The following is a 19394-nucleotide window of genomic DNA, read 5'->3' as shown; positions in this document are numbered from 1 at the left end:
TACTCCTCCTAGTAGTTGAAATTACATAAAAATAACGCGATGCTCTTCTGAGTAATCAACCGTCATATCCATCAAATCACTAATCAAAGACAATCCATAGTGATTCAGATATTGATATACATTATATACTCTCTCTTGTGGCTTACCATTAGGAAATAATGAAGCTCCTATCCGATCCCATTGACGAAGCTCCGCATCATGTCGTTGTTCAAGTGCTTCCTTCGACTTACGCTCCAGATATGAAATCTGATCGATAATCTTCCCCTTATTACTCTGTCCCAACGTATATAATCCTTTTTGCAAAATTCCAAGATCATCTATTAACGGCTCATACAATTGTTCAAAAGCTTTCCGTGCTTCCGCAAACTTCTGGTCGATCTGTAATGAATCTTGTTGAGATAACCATTGCTCTCGACGCACTTGTAGATGATGTTGCACATCCTGAAAAGAAAGGTCGTACTTCTCCATATACTTCAGTTGTGTTCTATCAAGTAGAGTAAAGGACATCCGTGGCAGTAATATCGGCATCTTCAAGCCCATAATTTCAAAAGCTTGTCGTGTAATAGCCCAGTAAGCAATTTCTCCCTGACCTAACACACTCGCAAGGACCGGAAATAGTGAATCTTGCATGATCGGTCGAGTAAGTACATTATTACTGAAACGCTCTGGGTGCTTCTGTAGCACCTCCAGCAGTTGATCCTGTGTGAAGGACACCAGTCCTTTACGATCCATGAATTTACCATCTTGCTTCAACAATAGAAGCCTATCCCCATTATGAAGGTAGAATAAATTGGCACCCTCATCTGATACGTCGGCTTGCAACTTATAACCTAAGGATGTTATCTGATCAGCAGATGAGCGATAAGCATGCGATAATTGTTCATTCTGCTCAATCATCGACTGAAAAATAGGCGCCTCAAGCTTACGTAATCGAGGATCTGCTGAATCTAAGAGTACGAGACCATATTCTCCAAAGATATCACCTAACTGTTTTGCAAATGCATCACTTAGATTATCTGATGTATTCGTTGAATATTGAATTTTAGCCAAAATTTCGCCCTTCACATCACTGTCCGGCAACATCTCTGTCAATGACTTAACGGCTTGATCCCACTCCTGTGGAGAAACAGGAGTATAGCTTACGGATGTACGTGAAGTCATATATTTAGGCAACATAAGCTTAGAAGACTGTTGCTTATCCGCTGTTTTCAAATACGTATGGTTTACCTCATCCCAGTCATGATCTTCACCCGCTATCCAGAATACTGGCACTACGGGACGCTTCAGACGTCTTTCCGCTTCTCTAGCAGTTTGTATAATGGTGATTGCTTTATATATCACAAGCATAGAACCGGTGAACAACCCACTTTGCTGACCACCCGTTACAACCAGTGTACCTGGCTTTTCTAACATATATAGCGATGTATGTACTGCATCGTGAGAGTTATGCTTCTCATTATACTCTTTCAATATCTCAACCAAGGCATGACGATTTACCCGTCTGTCCTCTGTATCATCCAACCATTCCACTCGATCACTCCAGGTCTGATCACAGTGGTAATCTTCACCGTAGAGCGGTATGACTTTCTCATAATGATGAATATAATCATCTGCCAAAGTCGAGCCGCTTTGCAATGGCTCAGAAACAACTTCCATCGGGTATACCTCCTATTCTTACACAATAAAGAAATCCATGAAGATTATCTAAAATTCTTACTTGATTGTATCTAATATGCCTCTTTCAGTCAAAAGGAAGTTCTATACCCCCTGCCTACCACTAACATTCATTCATTTCTTAGAACTAAAAAGACCGTCGAATTCCTCCGACGGCTTAATAATTATTAACGTTATTTGATCAATTAAGCATAAGGAGTTGCAACCCAATGACCTTTTGATACTTCTACAAGCTTTGATTCTACCGAACTTTCATTAGATCCATTAGCAGAATGAATCGGACCCGCAAGATCATCAGGCATGATAATCCGCTTCTTGTTCGCTTCAATCTCTGGATCTGCAATCGGAATTGCTGATAGAAGAGTTTTGGTATACGGATGAATTGGATTACTATACAACTCTTCACTTTCGGCCAATTCAACGATTTTACCTAAATACATAACCGCAACCCGGTCACTAATATGTTTAACCATAGATAAGTCATGAGCAATGAATAAATATGTCAATCCCAATCGATCTTGTAGATCTTTCAGCAGATTTACAACCTGTGCTTGGATAGATACATCCAGTGCAGAAATAGGTTCATCACATATAATAAACTTTGGATTTACAGCAAGCGCACGGGCTATTCCAATACGTTGACGTTGTCCACCTGAGAATTCATGCGGATAACGAGTAGCATGATCAGGATTGAGACCAACCATATCTAGCAGTTCTTCGATCTTCATCTTACGTTCTTTACGACTATCTGTTAATTTATGAATATCAAATGCTTCACCAATAATATCAGACACCGTAAAACGTGGATTCAGTGAAGCGTAAGGATCTTGGAATATCATCTGCATATCGCGACGCATAGCTTTCATTTTGTTAGGTGGAAGTTTATAGATGTCTGTTCCATTGAAACTAACACTACCTGCCGTTGGTTCGTATAATCGAAGTATCGTACGACCTGCTGTGGATTTACCACAACCAGACTCCCCAACAACCCCCAACGTTTCACCTTCGCGAATAGAAAAGTTAATATCATCAACGGCCTTAAGTACACTTCCTTTGCCCACATTGAAATATTTCTTCAATCCGTTGACTTGTATAAGTGGTTGACTCATGATGATTCTCCCTTCTGAGCCATCGGATGCAAGTTCCAACAACGTGCTGTATGTGTGTCACTAAACACTGTCGTCTCTGGATTGTTCGTTACACAGACTTTCATTGCCTCATCACAACGAGCGCAGAATGCACATCCTAGTGGTGGCTTAATGAGATCTGGTGGTGTTCCTATAATAGGAATAAGTGGCTCTCCTTTTTGCTGATCAAGTCTCGGCATGGAACGCAAAAGTCCTCTTGTATAAGGATGCTGAGGATTTTTGAATATTTCCATCACTGTACCCGTCTCTACCACTTCACCTGCATACATCACGATAACTCGATCACACATCCCCGCTACTACCCCAAGATCATGTGTTATCAGAATAATCGATGTTCCTAAGCGTTGTTGCATTTCCTTCATAACATCCAAGATCTGAGCCTGAATCGTAACATCCAAAGCTGTAGTCGGCTCATCAGCGATCAGAAGTGCAGGTCGGCATGCTAAAGCAATCGCGATCATAACGCGCTGGCGCATACCACCTGAGAATTCGTGCGGATATTGATTGAAACGTGCTTCTGCATTCTTTATACCGACAAGTATCAGCATTTCAATGGCTTGTTTTTTCGCTTCACTTGCTGACATCTTCTGATGCTTCATCATAACTTCCGTAATCTGTTTACCTATTCTAATTGTAGGATTTAGGGAAGACATCGGATCTTGAAATATCATCCCAATATCTTTACCGCGAATAGCTTCCATTTGTTTATTGGATTTATTTAAAAGGTTGTCCCCTTGAAATATAATTTCACCTTGTTTAATCCGTGAAGGTGGCGAAGGAATTAAACGCATGATCGTCTGAGCGGTAACACTTTTACCACTTCCTGATTCTCCGACGATAGCCACCGTCTCACCTTTTCCAATTTCAAAGTTCATTCCGCGTACAGCCTGAACTTCTCCCCCATTGACATGAAATGATACGTGCAAGTCTTTCACTTGTAGGATCGGCTCCATGGTTCCACCTCCTATTTCTTTAATTTAGGATCCAGTGCGTCTCGAAGACCGTCACCGAAAATATTGAAACAAAGCATAATTAAACTAATTAGAATGGCTGGAAATAACATCCGCCATGGATAATACTGCCAACCTGTCAGTGCATCATTAATCATCGATCCCAAAGATGCGACAGGAGCTTGAACACCCAGACCCAAGAAACTTAAAAATGCTTCTGCGAATATAGCCGTTGGAACTGATAACGTTAAGGTCACGATAATAGGTCCCACTGCATTTGGAAGAAGATGACGGAATATGAGTCGACCTGAACCCGCCCCCATGGAACGAGCAGCTAACACAAATTCACGATTCTTCAATTGAATCATTTCACCACGTACAATCCACGCCATATTAATCCAACCCGTAATCGTTAATGCAATAATAATTGTACCCAGACTTGGCTCGAGTACAACGAGTAAGAGAATAGTAACCAATAAATATGGAATAGAGTATAAAATTTCAGAGAACTTATTCATAATCTCGTCAACACGTCCGCCGAAGAAACCCATCGTTCCTCCATAAATAACCCCGATAATAAGGTCAATTAGAGCGGCAGCTAAACCAACGGCAAGTGAAATTCTCGCCCCCATCCATGTACGAACAAACATATCACGGCCCAATTCATCCGTACCGAACCAGTGAAGAGAGGAAGGAGGCTGATTGGTATTCATGAGATAATTTGTTTTGTAGTCAAATTGAGAAATCCATGGTCCAATAATAGAAGCTAAAATAATAAAGATCAATATAATAAGAGAAGTCATGGCGAGTTTATTCTGACAAAGTCGTCGCCAAGCATCTCTCCATGCTGACAAGCTCTCTCTCTGAATAATCTCAGACTGCTTCTCATCGGCGCCAATCTTGCGGAAATCTTCAGCTGTTAGTTCAACATGATCTGAAGATGTTGTAGTCTGATTATTAGCCAACCGTTAGCCCTCCTTTCCACCATTTAATTTAATACGCGGATCAATCAACACGTAAGCAATGTCTGTAATAAACCTTGCTAGCATGAGAATGACTCCATAAAATATAGTGACGCCCATAATTAATGTGTAATCACGATTTGTAATCGATTCAACGAATACCTTCCCAATACCACCAATACCAAAAATTTGTTCAATAACGACGGAACCTGTAATAATGTTAGCCGTCATAGGTCCTACGTAAGTCACAACAGGCAATATCCCGTTACGAATAACATGCTTAAACATAATGGAGAACCAGTTCAGACCTTTAGCCTTCGCCGTCTTAATATAATCAGCATGTAAAACTTCAAGCATACTGGATCGTGTTAGACGTGCTATAAAAGCGATAGGTTGTGCTGATAACGCCATCACAGGAAGGACGTAGTCAATGGGCTTATCAAACCCGAGAACATTAAACCAGCCCGCTTTTTCCGCTAAATAATACTGCAATAAAGAAGCGAGTACGAAACTCGGCACAGCCATACCTAGCACAGCTAGTATCATGGCAACATTGTCAATCAATTTCCGATGATAAAGAGCCGCAAGCATACCTAATAGGACCCCAATCACTATCGCCACCACAATCGCTACAGCGCCAAGCTTTAGTGATGTTTGGAATGTATCCATTATAATTTTGGACACATCCTGATTCAATTTCTTCATAGATATTCCAAAGTCACCCGTTGCGATATCACCCAAATACTTAACGTATTGTTGATATAAAGGCTTGTCCAATCCATAATGCTCCATAAGACGGGCTTTCATTTCAACTGAGACTTTCTTTTCAGCTTGAAATGGATCACCCGGAATGGCTTTCATAAGAAAGAACGTTGCAGATATCAATATGAATAAAGATAGAAGCATATACAAAAATTTGTTAGCAACATAACGAACCATTCCCATTTACACCTCCGTTAACAATGTTCATTCTGACATATATATTTATCTTAATAGAAAACAAGAATTAATTCTAATCACTTTATTTGTATTAGATTGAAATCCTTGGAATAATCATGACCACAAACAAAAAACGGGATATATATGGTATTCCACATATATATCCCGAAGTAACTATCTAACTTCACATGTTACATTATTCGAAGTAAGCACGTGAAAAGTCAATTCCACCGCTAAAATCAATGGATACACCTTTAACATTTTCCTTCGTTAGCGATACATTGGTGTAATAGTAAATCGGCATTAGAACTTGTTCATCTTCAATCAGGATTTTTTCAGCTTTAGCCATGCTTTCCATACGGACAGCATTATCTTGTGATACTCGTGCATCTTTAACCAATTGGTCATATTCTGCATTACTAAATCCTGAATCATTATTACCGCTAGTCGTAGTCCAGAGATCAATGAAACTCATCGGATCATTATAATCAGAACTCCAGCCTGCACGTGCAACTTGGTAGTTCAAGTTTTGGCGAGTTTCTAAGAACACACCCCACTCAAGGTTCTCTGTCTTAACAGTAACACCCAAGTTATTACTCCACATATCAGCAACAGCCAAAGCAATTTTCTTGTGGCTTTCACTGGAGTTATAAATCAATGTGACTTCTGGAAGTGTCGTGTAGCCTTCTTCACTCATACCTTCAGCAAGTAATTTCTTAGCTGCTTCGATGTCTTCAGTGAAGAAATCATCTTTATACTCGTTACGGAATTCGTCTACTCCACCTTTAATACCTGGTGGTACGAAACCAAATGCAGGCAATTGTCCACCAAGGGTTACTTTCTCAACGATATTTTGACGGCTGATCGCCATAGCAAATGCCTTACGAATCTTGGCATTGTCAAAAGGTTTCTCAGTTACGTTAAATTCATAGTAATACGTACTTGCAGTCCCTTTAATATCCAATTCATTTGGCAGATCCTTCTTCAATGTTGGAATAGCATCGGAAGGAATTTCACCGTTAGGTGCACCGGCAAATTGAAGTTGTCCACTCTTATAACTTGATAATTCAGCAGCGCCGCTTTCTACAAGTGATGCTTCAATTTTACTTAATTTGATACTAGTGTTATCCCAATACGTATCATTTTTAGTGAATTCAAGTTTTTGACCTGTAGTCCAGTTTGTTAAATTAAACGCACCATTCGTGATCATTGATTTATAATCTGTTGCCCATGCTGCATTATCTTTCACAGAACTATGAACAGGCAAATACGTATAGAAGGAAGTTAGACCCAAGAAATACGGTGTTGGGTTTTCTAATGTTACTTCTAATGTATATTCATCTGTAGCTTTGATTCCCACTTGAGAGAAATCAGTAATCTCTTTAGCATTGAATGCTGTAGCATTCTTAATGTAATCTAATTGATAAGCATAAGGTGGAGCCGGTACTGTCGCAGGGTCTAGAACACGTTGCCATGCGAACACGAAATCGTTAGCAGTTACAGGATCACCATTACTCCATACTGCATCTTTACGTAGATTGAATTTATATTGTAACCCATCCGGAGAAATCTCCCATGACTCTGCAGCTGCGGGAACCTCTTTACCCGCTTCATCCATACGCACTAAACCTTCATACATCAACTTAAGAGCTGTATTCGCTTGGCTATCTTGCGCTTGTCCTGGATCAAATGTGGGTGGTTCCGCACTCATATTAATCTTTAACACCTGATCTTTTGCTTCCACTGGTGTTTCATTGGGTGCATTACTACCTTTATTGGTTGCTCCCTCACGCTCATTGTTCGATCCGCAAGCAGCAAGAACAGTAGTTACGATCATGATGAGTACCAACATACTTAGTAAACGTTTTTGTTTCATCTGTTTGTATCCCCCTAGCAATTTAGTATATGGTAATTGATTATACAACCAGTGGTCAAAAAAATCTACATAACATTACATAAAAATCTTTCTTTTTCTGAAAAACGACATTATAATTACTATTTTCGACATGAATTGAACTTGCAATTACTTTATGACATTGAATTATAAATATATTTAAACAGCACAATCACAGTGAATAAGACATAGCTACACATCATAATAATGAATGCCATTCTCCATACCGCTCTAACCATCCGCTGAACATCTACTTTGCCCTTTATACGATTCTGAGCTCCACCAATCATCCCTACTGCAAGTAAAAGAAACAATAAAATGAGATAAAATCCAACTTGTGTATTGAATGCGTTATTGAATAAAGCAGACACCGAAATGATCAGAAATACTGTTGTGACATCCATAGCTACTAATAGTGCATCATGCTTATTATTCTTCCACTTAAGGTGACTGAAATATACTATTAGGAATGGAAAAAACGGAAGAATGCTCAAAACAATAAAAGATGTAGTTAGAATTTCCATGCTTCAGCTCTCCCTCGCTTTCATACCCTCAATTAATTGAACCATTACTTTGTGATAATTAGCCTCTATCCCTTGTGCCTCGGCCATCGATACGATACTCCCATTAATCCATCGCACTTCAGTTGGCAGACCACCTCTTACGTCTTTAAGCATGGAAGAGTTATTCGCTGCAGTCATTTCACATACCTTTATAATTTGATCCCATAGATCTGAGTCCCAAACGATACCACATGCATCATAAACAACAGTTCCTTCTATAAAGAGCTTTCTCATCATAACCATTCTTTCTTCCGTAACTAACAATTCTCCATTTCTAATTCCCCATATAGCCGTCAAAGGGTTAATAACAGCGTTTATTAATAATTTACGATAAATATACTTAACGATGTCTTTCGACAAATCACATGAAAATCCTGCTTTTTCTAGCGCAATGATCATCTCGTTCTCATCTTTCTTTGAATTGATTTCCTGATCCGAATCCTTATGTACATATCGACCAATCATCGTTAATCCTCGACCTGCATGGAACACCTTATTATGTGACACTTTATACGCTGCCTCGGTTGTAATTGCTGAATAAAGTTGCCATTGCGGAAGCAGCATATTTAATAGTTCTATATGTCCTATCCCATTCTGAAAACATATCATTCCTTTTATTTCTTTCAAAGACTCTCCATCCATCCTCGCCAGTTGTCTAAAAGCTATTTCCTCCACATCTTTTTGCTTGGTCATCAAAAAGATCCATTCACCGGGAACTTTATTCCATTCGTCTATAAAACCATCCAGTATTCCTGTTTCCACCGCAAAAGGACCTGCACCCTTTGTTTGAGAAGCTTCACCACTATCCATGAACAGACCTTCAGTTCTGAGTATAAGCGCTTGTTCTTCACTTCTACACCATACACGAACCTCATTCCCAACAGAAGCTAATTTCCCTGCATAGAGTAGCCCTAGTGAGCCTCCGCCAATAATATCAATTCTCATTTTGCTATCTCCATTCCATTTCTTTTACCCTCGTGTTCTTATTATATCTATATCAACAGAATATTCCATAAAAAAGCCCGTAGTAAGTTTATAATCAACTCACTACGGACTCTTAAATTAATAGGTAACTAGTTATTCAAGACGCTCTAGATTTCCATTGGCATCCATTTTAAATCTTGACCTACTCTCTTCCTCTTCCTCATTCAGAAATGCTAGTCGTCGTGCACGATCCATAATCTGAATCAAAGCCTTGTAATCATCATTGACGACTCGGTAATCCGTCTGAACATCATTCACCTGTTTGGACAGTCTCTCATTGACATGCCGCAGTTGATCTAGCTCGTCATCCTTCTCACGAAGCTCTTTTTCAAGCATCTTCAATTGCCTGCTATTCTCCTGCACTGTCCCTTTCCACTGTCTCAAAAAGCGAATAACCGCTTCCATAGACAATGTCTCTTCATTGATGCCTTCAGCTTTGTAATAATTACTATCGTCTTCCACTTTCATTAAGCTAGCCACCTGAAAATTCATTGCTGAAGGTTGCTTCTTGTAGTAGCTACGTTTTTGCCGCTGTGCCTTAGCGATACTAATCGCTTCTTCATACTTTTTACGAACACAGCTATTCCATCGAAATCCACATGCTGCTGATGTCCTACCAATTTTTTCGCCAACCTCTTCAAATGCAGATAACTGTGTACCACCATCACGAATATGTCGCAAAGTGACTTCCGCCAAAATTAGATCATCCTCTACACTCCATGCATCCTGTCTTACGGCTGTCATGCAATCAAACCCTCCTAACAACGTCCTAAAATAACCATCTTCTTAACCGATTGTTTCGTTTCGGTATGAATGAGGTATTAAAGCTGCTTAATTCATATCTATGCCTCTCGTAGAGTTCATAGAATCTATTTGATACTATTTTGTATTTCCAATTTCATGTATACTCATACACCATCATTCAGAAAGTCTTGAAACATTACATATTATTTCTATAACAAACATCACAATTACTAAGTGTTTTTGCATTTCATCATTTACAGTTAATTCCGTAACCGCTATAATAGATATAGTTAACTTTGACCGTACATAAAGAAAGGGGATATACATGTGGGACGCATGTTTCGAACTCTAGGTTTCTTCACACTCGCAATCGGGCTTATGGCTTTTGCTGGCGGCTTGGTAGAGATGGCGCTGTTGTTCTTTTTACAGACTGCCTTCTTCGTTATTTTAGGTTATTTGAAGTTTACAGAGAGAACCTATATTCTTCTTTTTTGGGTGTACATGATTGTAACTTTCACAGGCTTTAGTTATTGGACTGTATTTGTTATGGATATGCCTGTCTAACTTTTAACTAGTAATCGTTTCACAACAAAACGGCTTTTTCGTCCACTATAAGGACAGAAAGGCCGTTTTTATAGTTTGAAATTAAAGATATAATAACTAAAATGAACCATATTTACATATAGATAATGAGTGACACTGGAAGGGAGGCCAACCTTTTGCAAGAGAGAAAAGTTCACATTATTATTTGGGGTATCCTAGTATCCTTACTCATTTACTCCATTAACTATTCTAATGAAATTATAAATGCAGAACCATTCATTCCAATTGACGAGGAAACGCGGCAGTTACTTGAGAAAAGCTTATCCATTTTGGAGATTGACCATGAAATTGAACGTATCAATAAAAGACAGAATGATATGGAGCAAGAGCAAGAACGGTTACAGTTAGAACTCCTTCAAAAACGCAGTCAAATACAAGACAAACAAGACCGTGCCGGTGACATTATCCGCTCTTACTATATGGGTGAACGTGACTTTCTATATTCCGCTCTACTCTCAATCCACAACATAAGTGAATTCTTTATGGTCTACAACTATTATGATCTCATTATAAACCACGATAAAGAGGTTCTAAGCATATATAGATCACAATATAACGACTTGGAATTAACACAACAAAGAATAGCTCTTAATTCCGATGAATTAAACGACATGAAACTCAAACTCATCTCGCAACGTGATCGTATACTTGTCTTTCAGAAATCAATAGATGGAAGTCTAGAAACAAGTAATAATCCAGAAGCTATGCAAGAAATGATGAATGAATTTAATTTATATTGGGAGAACGTGGGATTATATGAAGTGAAACGGCATTTCAAAGCTCTCGCTTCGGCTATGAACGATTTACCGGAATTTATCCAGAATACAAAAGGTGTCATAAGTGCCAAAGGCTCAACTTACACGATAGACATTACAGAAGATCAATTAAATACTTTTCTACGTTCCAAAAATGAGCTGTTTAATGTATTCGCCTTTCATTTCGGCGACAATTCCATCACCGCTTCTGGTCAAAGCGGCAATCTTTCACTAACGATTGAAGGAAAGTACAGCATTGTGAATGAGCCTAAGAATGGGATTAAATTTCAAGTGGATAAGTTATTATTCAACAATCTGCAACTTCCAGATACGACCTGCCGTGCTCTAGAAGCAGAATTCGATCTCGGGTTTTATCCGCAAAATCTCGTATCATTTCTCAAAGCAACAGAAGTAAAGACTTTGGAGAATCATTTACTTGTCACATTGAAGTTATCTATGTAGCATCCTGTGCAACTTGAGCAGACATAGCTTCTTTGAATTGGTTTACAGTCATTTGTCCAGTAAGCAATAGATTTACATATGTAGATAATTCATTCCATGAAAGGCTCATGGTTTGATTAGTTTTTATTGTACTATCGCTTGGCTCCTGTAATAGTTGTTGCGCAAACGGAATATCCCCTCCATTTACTGACTGATCCTCATAGATCGCAGTCATAGACGGCAAACGGCCCGTTGTGTCCAGCCATTCTTGTTGGATGGAAGTTGAGGTCATATAAGTAATCCATTCTGCAGATTCCTCCGTTAATAACGTCTGGGAAGATACTGCAATCGAACTTCCGCGTAGAAACAATGGTGAATTGTTATAGAATTCCCCTGGCAGCTCCATCTTCAACCCATATTTCAATGATGATTTAGCTTCTGAGTAGGTTGAGAGTTGTAGAGGTATATCTCCATCTCTAAGTAACTGCCAAGCCTCCTGTTGGTTATTACTTATAATGTACAAGTACGGAATCGCCTGTTCTAACCACAATAACGATTCATCATCAAGATTTAGAATGTCAGCTCCCATCCCCCCCATTAACGTAGCCAACGCATAGGGCTTTCCAGCGTCAATTCCAAGTAGCGCTTTATCTAGCCTTTCTTCTTGCTTACTTAATAAATTAGCCCATTCTATCTTCGTGCTGGGGACTTCCATGATTCCCATCTCATCTAGAGCCTTTGGTTGCCATACCATGACATAGGGATCCATATCAAAAGGCGTAGCCCACTGATAACCATTCCACTCTACCGTAGGAAGTAGCATTCTTAGGGCATGACTTCCCGTCGCTCTCTTGAGATAAGATTCAACAGGCAGTAAATATCCTCTCATTGCAAAACCCTTCACCCATTCATTTTCCATCAGTAACACATCAGGCCCTTCGCCCATCGCTAAAGACACCGAAATTTCATCGTATGCCATCTCTTGTGTAAAATTAAAAATCTCAGACTGAATTCCTGTTTCTTGAATAAATCGTTGATTCATCCGCATAAGACTATTAAAATGTTCATCACTTAATTGTACAAATATTTGAATAGGTCCATGATCACTATCTGGATTTGGTGAATCCACAGATAATAGCTTCGATGTGTCATTGCTCGTTTTTCGCGAGTCATTTTGTGTGAAATCAAGACTTGGAGACAAACTCGTTAAGGACAGTAGCAGAATCGCGAATAATAACAAATGATTTTTCCGCTTCATATACCTCCTATCTCCTCTCTAAAACATATGAACCCATCTTAGCAAATAAACACGCCACTTGTCCCACCATTATTTGGCATAACCTAACTTTAAAACATGACGAACTGTGAAGTCATGCACAACTCGACCTCACAGTTCGTCATACCCTATTCACTTATATATTATTGCTCGGGAAATATAAACATTTAGTGCATGTTCAAAAATTCTGCTTTTCAACACCAAAGTGTATGCTTACGATGCTGCGTTTCTTCGAAACGCCTCAGAAGATTGGATGAAGCTAGGTCCTGAGGAGCGGAGCGTAGGTAGTACCTACGTGAGCACCTGAAATGTTTCCGAAGGAAACATACTTCGAAAGCATATGCTAGGACCGGGTGAATTCAATATTCGATGTCGAATACGCTCCTTGTTATACTTCGTGATCAAAAGATGACTTTTTGAAGTTCCTCTAAAGTAAATCTGCTGCAAGTTGGGCTAACTTAGATCGCTCCCCCTTCTCTAATGTAATATGACCACTGATTGGCTGTTCCTTGAATCGTTCCACAATATAGCTTAGCCCGTTACTTGACGCATCTAAATAAGGATGGTCAATTTGTTCAGGGTCGCCCATTAATACGACTTTACTTCCCTCACCTGCGCGGGATACGATAGTCTTCACTTCATGCCTAGATAGATTCTGCGCTTCATCAATAATAATAAATTGACCCGGTATGGATCGACCTCTAATATAAGTAAGTGCCTCAACTTGAATGCTACCTAATCCCATCAATATTTTATCAATATCGCCTGAACGTTTAGTTTCAAATAGAAATTCTAAATTATCATAGATCGGTTGCATCCAGGGTCTCAGTTTCTCCTCCTTTTCCCCAGGAAGATAACCGATATCTTTCCCCATCGGTACAACGGGTCGAGCGATGAGTAGCTTTTTGTATTTATGTTCATCTTCTACTTTAGAAAGACCTGCTGCTAAAGCGATCAGTGTCTTCCCCGTACCCGCCTTCCCCGTAATCGTTACTAATGGAATATCATCATTCAATAGTAACTCCAACGCCATACGTTGTTGTGCATTACGGGCTGAGAGGCCCCATACTGGATCATTACTTAAATAAAGAGGTTCAAGTCTAGTACATTCACTGTTCACTTTGAGGAGCGCAGATTTCCCACTACCCATTTCGTCTTTCAAAATAACAAATTCATGACTATACAAGGGATATGATAATTGAAGAGCTTGAATAAGCAAGAAACGATGACTATAAAATTCATCAATGATTGCTGGATGAACTTTGATCGTTGAATATCCAGAATATAGCTCACTCAGACTTGCAGTACGGTCGGTAAGATAATCTTGTGTAATAAGTCCTAGAACATCCGCTTTAACCCGAACTAACACATCTTTACTAACAATAACTACTGGAGTAGGTTCTGCCTTCTCTTCTTCTTCTAATTGATAATTAAGTGCTACTGCTAATATTCGATTATCATTGTTTATTTCTCCAAATAATTCTTGCATTCTAAGGAAACTTCGGTGATTAAGCTCCACTTTTAGACTACCACCATGGTGTAACTTCACACCGCTATGCAAATGCCCGTATTCTCTAAGTCCATCCAGCAACCTCGATACGGTACGCGCATTCCTCCCTATTTCATCTGGGTTCCTCTTTTTTGAATCAATTTCTTCTAGTACAATAGCTGGTATAACGACATTATGTTCCTCAAAGCTAAATATGGAGTTAGGATCATGCAATAGTACATTCGTATCCAACACATAAATTTTCTTCATGTAAATCCCTCCACAGCACTTTATAATAGATACATAAATTTCTTTGTCTCGGACATGATATCATTATGCTCCAAAAATTCAGTAATGACTTTTTCCGTGAAAGGACGGATGACATATGCGATTATGTCTAAGCTTTTTTCTAGTTTTAACCCTGTTGACTGGCTGTGGTACTACTTCAAAGAATGCATCACCCTCTCCTCAGAGTCACACAATGAATAAGTTATCTGTTAACTCTACATCCAATGAAAAAGCAGGTGAAGCACAGGATCTATCTGACAAAGATCACTTAGAAGCTTTAGCTGAAAGAGTACCAGGCGTTATGAATGCACACTGTGTCATCATGGGCGACACTGCCGTAGTCGGAATCGATGTTGAGGGTAGCTTAACCCGATCACGGGTAGGAACCATTAAATATTCCGTAGCTGAAGCACTTCGGGCTGATCCACGTGGGATGAAGTCATTCGTAACAGCCGATATGGATTTATCCAATCGTATTGCTGAAATAGGCAAACATATTCGAGAAGGACGTCCTGTTTCTGGTTTTGCATCGGAACTTGCAGATATTGTAGGACGTATTATTCCGCAACTTCCAGAAGACGTCAAAACGAAACAAAATCCAGCATCTTCTACAACACCACTTTCTAATATTCAACCTAAGAAATGATGTCCAAGCTGAAGATATTAAAAAAAGCCTAGTGAATAGCTCACTAGGCTTTTTGCATGGCAGAGAATACTTGTCCGTCCAACTTCTCTGAGGCACGTTGGTCATATGTTTTAATATATTGAGGGGCTGATGATAGCTGTGCACCATAAAACAATGCATTTCGCACTGCTTCTATGCTGATGTCGAAACAGCACAGTTTAAAGGGAACTTCCGGCAATGGATCTAGAGCAACAGATGCCCTACCATTGATAGCATGTACCTTACCATCTGTAAACACGGTGATTGTCACCCGTGGATTATTCCTGATGTTCTCGACTAACCGAGATCGATGATCAATTGCTAATCGTAATGTAGAAGCATTTAACGCATAAACCCAAGAAATCGCACTGGAAGTCGGTCCTCCGGTTTCTACATCTATCGTGTTTAACAGGACAAATGTCTCGGATTTCAACTGTGACAACAAAGTATCTGTCATTTGTGTGACGGATTCGGACATAGATCCACCCCCTCTTATACGCTACATTCGATTATCTTCTATTGTATTATATCACAGGTCAAAATTACATCCAAGTTTAAGGATTTAGATGACTAGCGTCCTGATCCTCTATATTCATAGACTTACCAGCAATCTCATCTTGTAAAGCTTGCTTGGCTTGATTTAATTCATCATTGTCAATATAAACGTAAGGGCTCTTCCAATTTCCTGTCACAGGTATAAATTTAACATGATCTTTAGATATATTCCAATAGGTCGAGATAACGTTTTTGAGTTGGATTTGCTCCATATCAATCTCCATGTTCTCATCTACAGCATCAATCACTTTACCTAGCTTAGCTACACCACTAAGTGTTTGCATTTGGTCAATTAGTGAATGAAGAACTTCACTTTGACGCATATTACGACTGAAATCGTCAGATTCCTTCGTTCTAGGCTTACAACCTGAACTAGACTTACGATAGCGGACGTAATCTAATGCATCTCCACCTTTGAGCTTTGCTGGTCCCTTCTTGAGATTAATATCAGTACCATCTGCGTTATCTTTATAACACATATCCATGCTGATATTAACATCCACACCTCCAAGTGCATCAACAACATCACTAAAGCCTTGAAAATTAATAACCGTAGCATAGTCAATAGGATCATCCAAATCCAAATATCCGGAGAACATCCTCTTCATTTCAACTAATGCAGAAATTTCCGACTTCTTCTCCTTGCCTAGAAAGTAAGGATAATAGGCGTTCGCCTTACTCACCTTTCCATCTAGTTCAATTCTGGTATCCCGTGGAATCGAGACTACCGTAGCTGATTTCGTATCTGGATTAAAGGCAGCAATCATCATAACGTCGGTTAGATGGGTTCCTGTCTTAGGACGATAATCCGTTCCTAGAAGGATCATAGTAATCGGCTTTACTTTAGCGGATGCTTCCGGTGCTACCGGATTATCGTTACCAGTATCAAGAATAGTGTTATCCACCTTAAGAGCCATCCAACCTACATAACATGCAACCGCTAAAATAGCCACTATAATTACAACAAGTAAAAATTTCAAAAAAGACTTAAATGCACTCTTTTTCTTCTTTTTTTTCTTCTGCAAACTTTTTGGTTGTATAATTTCGCCGCCACGTTTTCTTGGAGGTAGTTGAGTATTGCTCGGACTCATATTAAACACCTATTTCATTATTTTGAGTTCAAAAGGGGCTCCATCATGAAATACATTCACACATTCTTGGAAGGTGCCTCTTCTTTCTTCTTCTGTCTGCCTTCCACAAAATAGCGAACACGTACAAGGAGCATCAATCCAACGGCAACTAACAAACATTGAATGATCGGTAGCTTGTCAACTTGAAAAATGAGAAGCATACCTGAACCTAATGCCATTAAAACGTATAATATGATCTCTTTCAACAAAGGCAACTTCTGATGTACTCTAAACACCTTATTGTAGACATAAGTGATCAGCAAGAAGATGACAATATAAGAAACAAGAGGATGCTCTGCAAACCATACCTGCATTTAGGTTTCACTCCCTTCATAATGGGGCTCTTGAATTAATTATTAGCTCTGACTCGCCATTTTTCGGTTTTTCTCTGAACGTTCACGTTCGCTTTTATTCAATATCTTCTTACGCATACGAATTGATTTAGGTGTAATTTCACACAATTCATCATCATTCAAATATTCCAATGCTTGCTCCATCGAGAAGATAATTGGAGATTTCATTTTTACAGTTTCTTCTTTATTAGCTGAACGAATATTATTCACTTGTTTCTCTCTACATACGTTTACGACGATATCATTCTCGCGTGTATGCTCTCCCACGATCATACCTTCATAAATTTCAGTACTTGATTCTATGAATAAAGTACCACGATCTTCAATACCTATCATTGCATACACAGTAGAGCTTCCGTTCTCACTAGAAATCAATACACCCTTCGTACGTCCACCAACTTGACCAGAAACGACTGGACCATAGCTATCAAAAGCATGATTCATAACGCCATATCCACGAGTTAGTGTAAGGAATTGTGTACGATATCCGATGAGTCCACGAGCTGGAATAAGGAATTCCAAGCGTACGTTTCCTGAACCAGTATTCACCATGTTAGCCATTTCTGCTTTGCGTTGACCCAAGCTTTCCATTACTGCTCCCATGCTTTCTTCAGGTACATCAATCATCAGACGCTCGATCGGCTCACTCTTGACACCATCGATCTCTCTTACGATAACTGAAGGCTTGGATACTTGTAGTTCAAATCCTTCGCGACGCATGTTCTCAATCAGAATTGTTAAGTGAAGTTCACCACGTCCTGAAACGATAAATGCTTCTGGTGTATCAGTATCCTCTACTCTTAAGCTAACATCTGTTTCTAATTCTTTATAAAGACGCTCACGTAATTTACGGGAAGTAACCCACTTACCTTCACGACCAGCAAAAGGACTATTGTTAACAACAAAAGTCATCTGTAGTGTAGGCTCGTCAATTTTCAGTACAGGCAACGCTTCTGGATGGTCAGGATCTGCAATGGTTTCTCCGATATTAATATCTTTAATACCCGCGATCGCAACAATATCTCCCGCTCCCGCTTCTTCAACCTCAATACGTTTCAATCCTTGGAATCCAAACAACTTCTCTATACGTGCTGTCTTACTTTTTCCATCACGCATAATAACAGTTACGGATTGCCCTTGGCGAATAATACCACGATTAATACGTCCGATAGCAATACGACCCATATATTCGTTATAATCCATCAAAGTTACCAGAAATTGTAGTGGCTCATCTATTTTCTCAGTAGGTGCTGGGATATGATCAAGAATAGTATCATACAAAGCAAGCATCGTTTCATCTTGCTTTTCAGCTACTAAACTCGATGTTCCATTCAACGCTGATGCGTAAACTACTGGGAAATTCAATTGTTCATCTGATGCTCCAAGTTCGATAAACAAATCTAATACTTCATCAATGACTTCAGATGGACGAGCTGCTGGACGATCGATTTTATTAACAACAACGATCGGTGTTAAATTTGATTCAAGTGCTTTACGCAATACGAATTTCGTCTGTGGCATACATCCTTCATAAGCATCAACAACTAGTAATACGCCGTCAACCATCTTCATAATACGTTCAACTTCTCCACCAAAGTCAGCGTGACCCGGTGTGTCCATAATGTTTATCGTAAAATCTTTATACGTAATAGCTGTATTTTTCGCTAGTATAGTAATTCCGCGTTCACGTTCTATATCACCGGAATCCATTGCACGTTCATGATGTGTTTCATTCTCGCGGAAAATCCCCGATTGTTGTAGTAATTGGTCAACCAATGTTGTTTTCCCGTGATCAACGTGGGCTATAATCGCAATATTACGAATCTGTTCTCTTGATTGCATGGTTATTTTACCTATCCCTTCATTCTCAAGTCTCTACACACTTTACAACGTGTCTCACAAAAGAAGCGTCAGGCGACAATGCCGACGCTTCATCATATCTTATATATTATAGTTAATTTTCTGAAAAAATCAAGTTTTTT

The 19394-nt window shown here is 39.3% G+C and carries 18 protein-coding genes; 3 read left to right on the top strand and 15 right to left on the bottom strand.

The genetic code is table 11. The features are described from left to right. Positions 1 to 21 precede the first annotated feature (21 nt). The 9 genes from bshC to AC1TO9_RS01275 all read right to left on the bottom strand — a co-directional run bounded on the left by bshC (position 22) and on the right by AC1TO9_RS01275 (position 9858). Positions 22 to 1656, bottom strand: coding sequence for a bacillithiol biosynthesis cysteine-adding enzyme BshC (gene bshC / locus AC1TO9_RS01315; protein ID WP_482058182.1), 1635 nt, complete (start codon positions 1654 to 1656; stop codon positions 22 to 24). A 203-nt stretch (positions 1657 to 1859) separates the two neighbouring features. Continuing rightward, entirely contained in the window at positions 1860 to 2783 is a 924-nt protein-coding gene (locus AC1TO9_RS01310) for an ABC transporter ATP-binding protein (RefSeq protein WP_482054704.1), read from the bottom strand. Continuing rightward, complete coding sequence (locus AC1TO9_RS01305; protein WP_482054703.1) at positions 2780 to 3775, bottom strand: ABC transporter ATP-binding protein; 996 nt, start codon at positions 3773 to 3775, stop codon at positions 2780 to 2782. Before AC1TO9_RS01305 ends, AC1TO9_RS01310 begins: the two co-directional genes overlap by 4 nt. Positions 3776 to 3786: 11 nt before the next feature. Beyond that, positions 3787 to 4737, bottom strand: coding sequence for an ABC transporter permease (locus AC1TO9_RS01300; RefSeq protein ID WP_482054702.1), 951 nt, complete (start codon positions 4735 to 4737; stop codon positions 3787 to 3789). 3 nt (positions 4738 to 4740) lie between these two features. After that, positions 4741 to 5673, bottom strand: coding sequence for an ABC transporter permease (locus tag AC1TO9_RS01295; RefSeq protein WP_482055227.1), 933 nt, complete (start codon positions 5671 to 5673; stop codon positions 4741 to 4743). Positions 5674 to 5869: 196 nt separating this feature from the next. Next, positions 5870 to 7549, bottom strand: coding sequence for a peptide ABC transporter substrate-binding protein (locus AC1TO9_RS01290; protein WP_482054701.1), 1680 nt, complete (start codon positions 7547 to 7549; stop codon positions 5870 to 5872). A gap of 152 nt (positions 7550 to 7701) precedes the next feature. After that, positions 7702 to 8091, bottom strand: a complete 390-nt coding sequence (locus AC1TO9_RS01285; protein WP_482054700.1) for a DUF3397 domain-containing protein — start codon at positions 8089 to 8091, stop codon at positions 7702 to 7704. A gap of 3 nt (positions 8092 to 8094) precedes the next feature. After that, complete coding sequence (locus AC1TO9_RS01280) at positions 8095 to 9075, bottom strand: ketopantoate reductase family protein (protein ID WP_482054699.1); 981 nt, start codon at positions 9073 to 9075, stop codon at positions 8095 to 8097. A 132-nt stretch (positions 9076 to 9207) separates the two neighbouring features. Further along, complete coding sequence (locus tag AC1TO9_RS01275; RefSeq protein WP_482054698.1) at positions 9208 to 9858, bottom strand: RsfA family transcriptional regulator; 651 nt, start codon at positions 9856 to 9858, stop codon at positions 9208 to 9210. A 327-nt stretch (positions 9859 to 10185) separates the two neighbouring features. On the opposite strand from AC1TO9_RS01275, the gene AC1TO9_RS01270 reads away from it, so the two are divergent. Together AC1TO9_RS01270 and AC1TO9_RS01265 are read left to right on the top strand one after the other, a co-directional pair. Next, positions 10186 to 10422 carry a DUF2626 family protein gene (locus AC1TO9_RS01270; protein WP_482054697.1) on the top strand — a complete coding sequence of 79 codons (237 nt, stop codon included), beginning with the start codon at positions 10186 to 10188 and terminating at the stop codon, positions 10420 to 10422. 155 nt (positions 10423 to 10577) lie between these two features. Beyond that, positions 10578 to 11678 carry a coiled-coil domain-containing protein gene (locus AC1TO9_RS01265; RefSeq protein WP_482054696.1) on the top strand — a complete coding sequence of 367 codons (1101 nt, stop codon included), beginning with the start codon at positions 10578 to 10580 and terminating at the stop codon, positions 11676 to 11678. Here the strand turns inward: AC1TO9_RS01265 and AC1TO9_RS01260 are convergent. Both AC1TO9_RS01260 and AC1TO9_RS01255 read right to left on the bottom strand, forming a co-directional pair. Next, a complete protein-coding gene (locus AC1TO9_RS01260; RefSeq protein ID WP_482054695.1) occupies positions 11671 to 12915 on the bottom strand; it encodes an extracellular solute-binding protein in 1245 nt (414 codons plus the stop codon). The two genes, AC1TO9_RS01265 and AC1TO9_RS01260, sit on opposite strands and share 8 nt — an antisense overlap. Before the next feature lie 445 nt (positions 12916 to 13360). Then, positions 13361 to 14692 (bottom strand): PhoH family protein, encoded by a 1332-nt coding sequence (locus tag AC1TO9_RS01255; RefSeq protein ID WP_482054694.1) that lies wholly within the window; start codon positions 14690 to 14692, stop codon positions 13361 to 13363. Between the two features lie 115 nt (positions 14693 to 14807). On the opposite strand from AC1TO9_RS01255, the gene AC1TO9_RS01250 reads away from it, so the two are divergent. Then, the gene (locus tag AC1TO9_RS01250; RefSeq protein ID WP_482054693.1) at positions 14808 to 15356 is read left to right on the top strand and encodes a YhcN/YlaJ family sporulation lipoprotein; all 549 of its coding nucleotides are present in this window, start codon (positions 14808 to 14810) and stop codon (positions 15354 to 15356) included. Between the two features lie 43 nt (positions 15357 to 15399). Here AC1TO9_RS01250 and AC1TO9_RS01245 read toward each other — a convergent pair whose 3' ends face one another. The 4 genes from AC1TO9_RS01245 to typA all read right to left on the bottom strand — a co-directional run bounded on the left by AC1TO9_RS01245 (position 15400) and on the right by typA (position 19254). Further along, the gene (locus AC1TO9_RS01245) at positions 15400 to 15852 is read right to left on the bottom strand and encodes a pyridoxamine 5'-phosphate oxidase family protein (RefSeq protein WP_482054692.1); all 453 of its coding nucleotides are present in this window, start codon (positions 15850 to 15852) and stop codon (positions 15400 to 15402) included. A 76-nt stretch (positions 15853 to 15928) separates the two neighbouring features. After that, on the bottom strand, positions 15929 to 17020 hold the full coding sequence (locus tag AC1TO9_RS01240; RefSeq protein ID WP_482058181.1) for an LCP family protein: 1092 nt from the start codon (positions 17018 to 17020) through the stop codon (positions 15929 to 15931). 56 nt (positions 17021 to 17076) lie between these two features. After that, positions 17077 to 17373, bottom strand: a complete 297-nt coding sequence (locus AC1TO9_RS01235) for a YlaH-like family protein (RefSeq protein ID WP_482054690.1) — start codon at positions 17371 to 17373, stop codon at positions 17077 to 17079. Between the two features lie 42 nt (positions 17374 to 17415). Beyond that, entirely contained in the window at positions 17416 to 19254 is a 1839-nt protein-coding gene (typA, locus tag AC1TO9_RS01230) for a translational GTPase TypA (protein ID WP_482054689.1), read from the bottom strand. Positions 19255 to 19394 lie beyond the last annotated feature (140 nt).

The sequence above is a fragment of the Paenibacillus sp. Y916 genome, assembly GCF_056786435.1.
The sequence above is the reverse complement of the archived record's forward strand: the minus strand, read 5'-3'. Positions and strand labels throughout refer to the sequence as shown.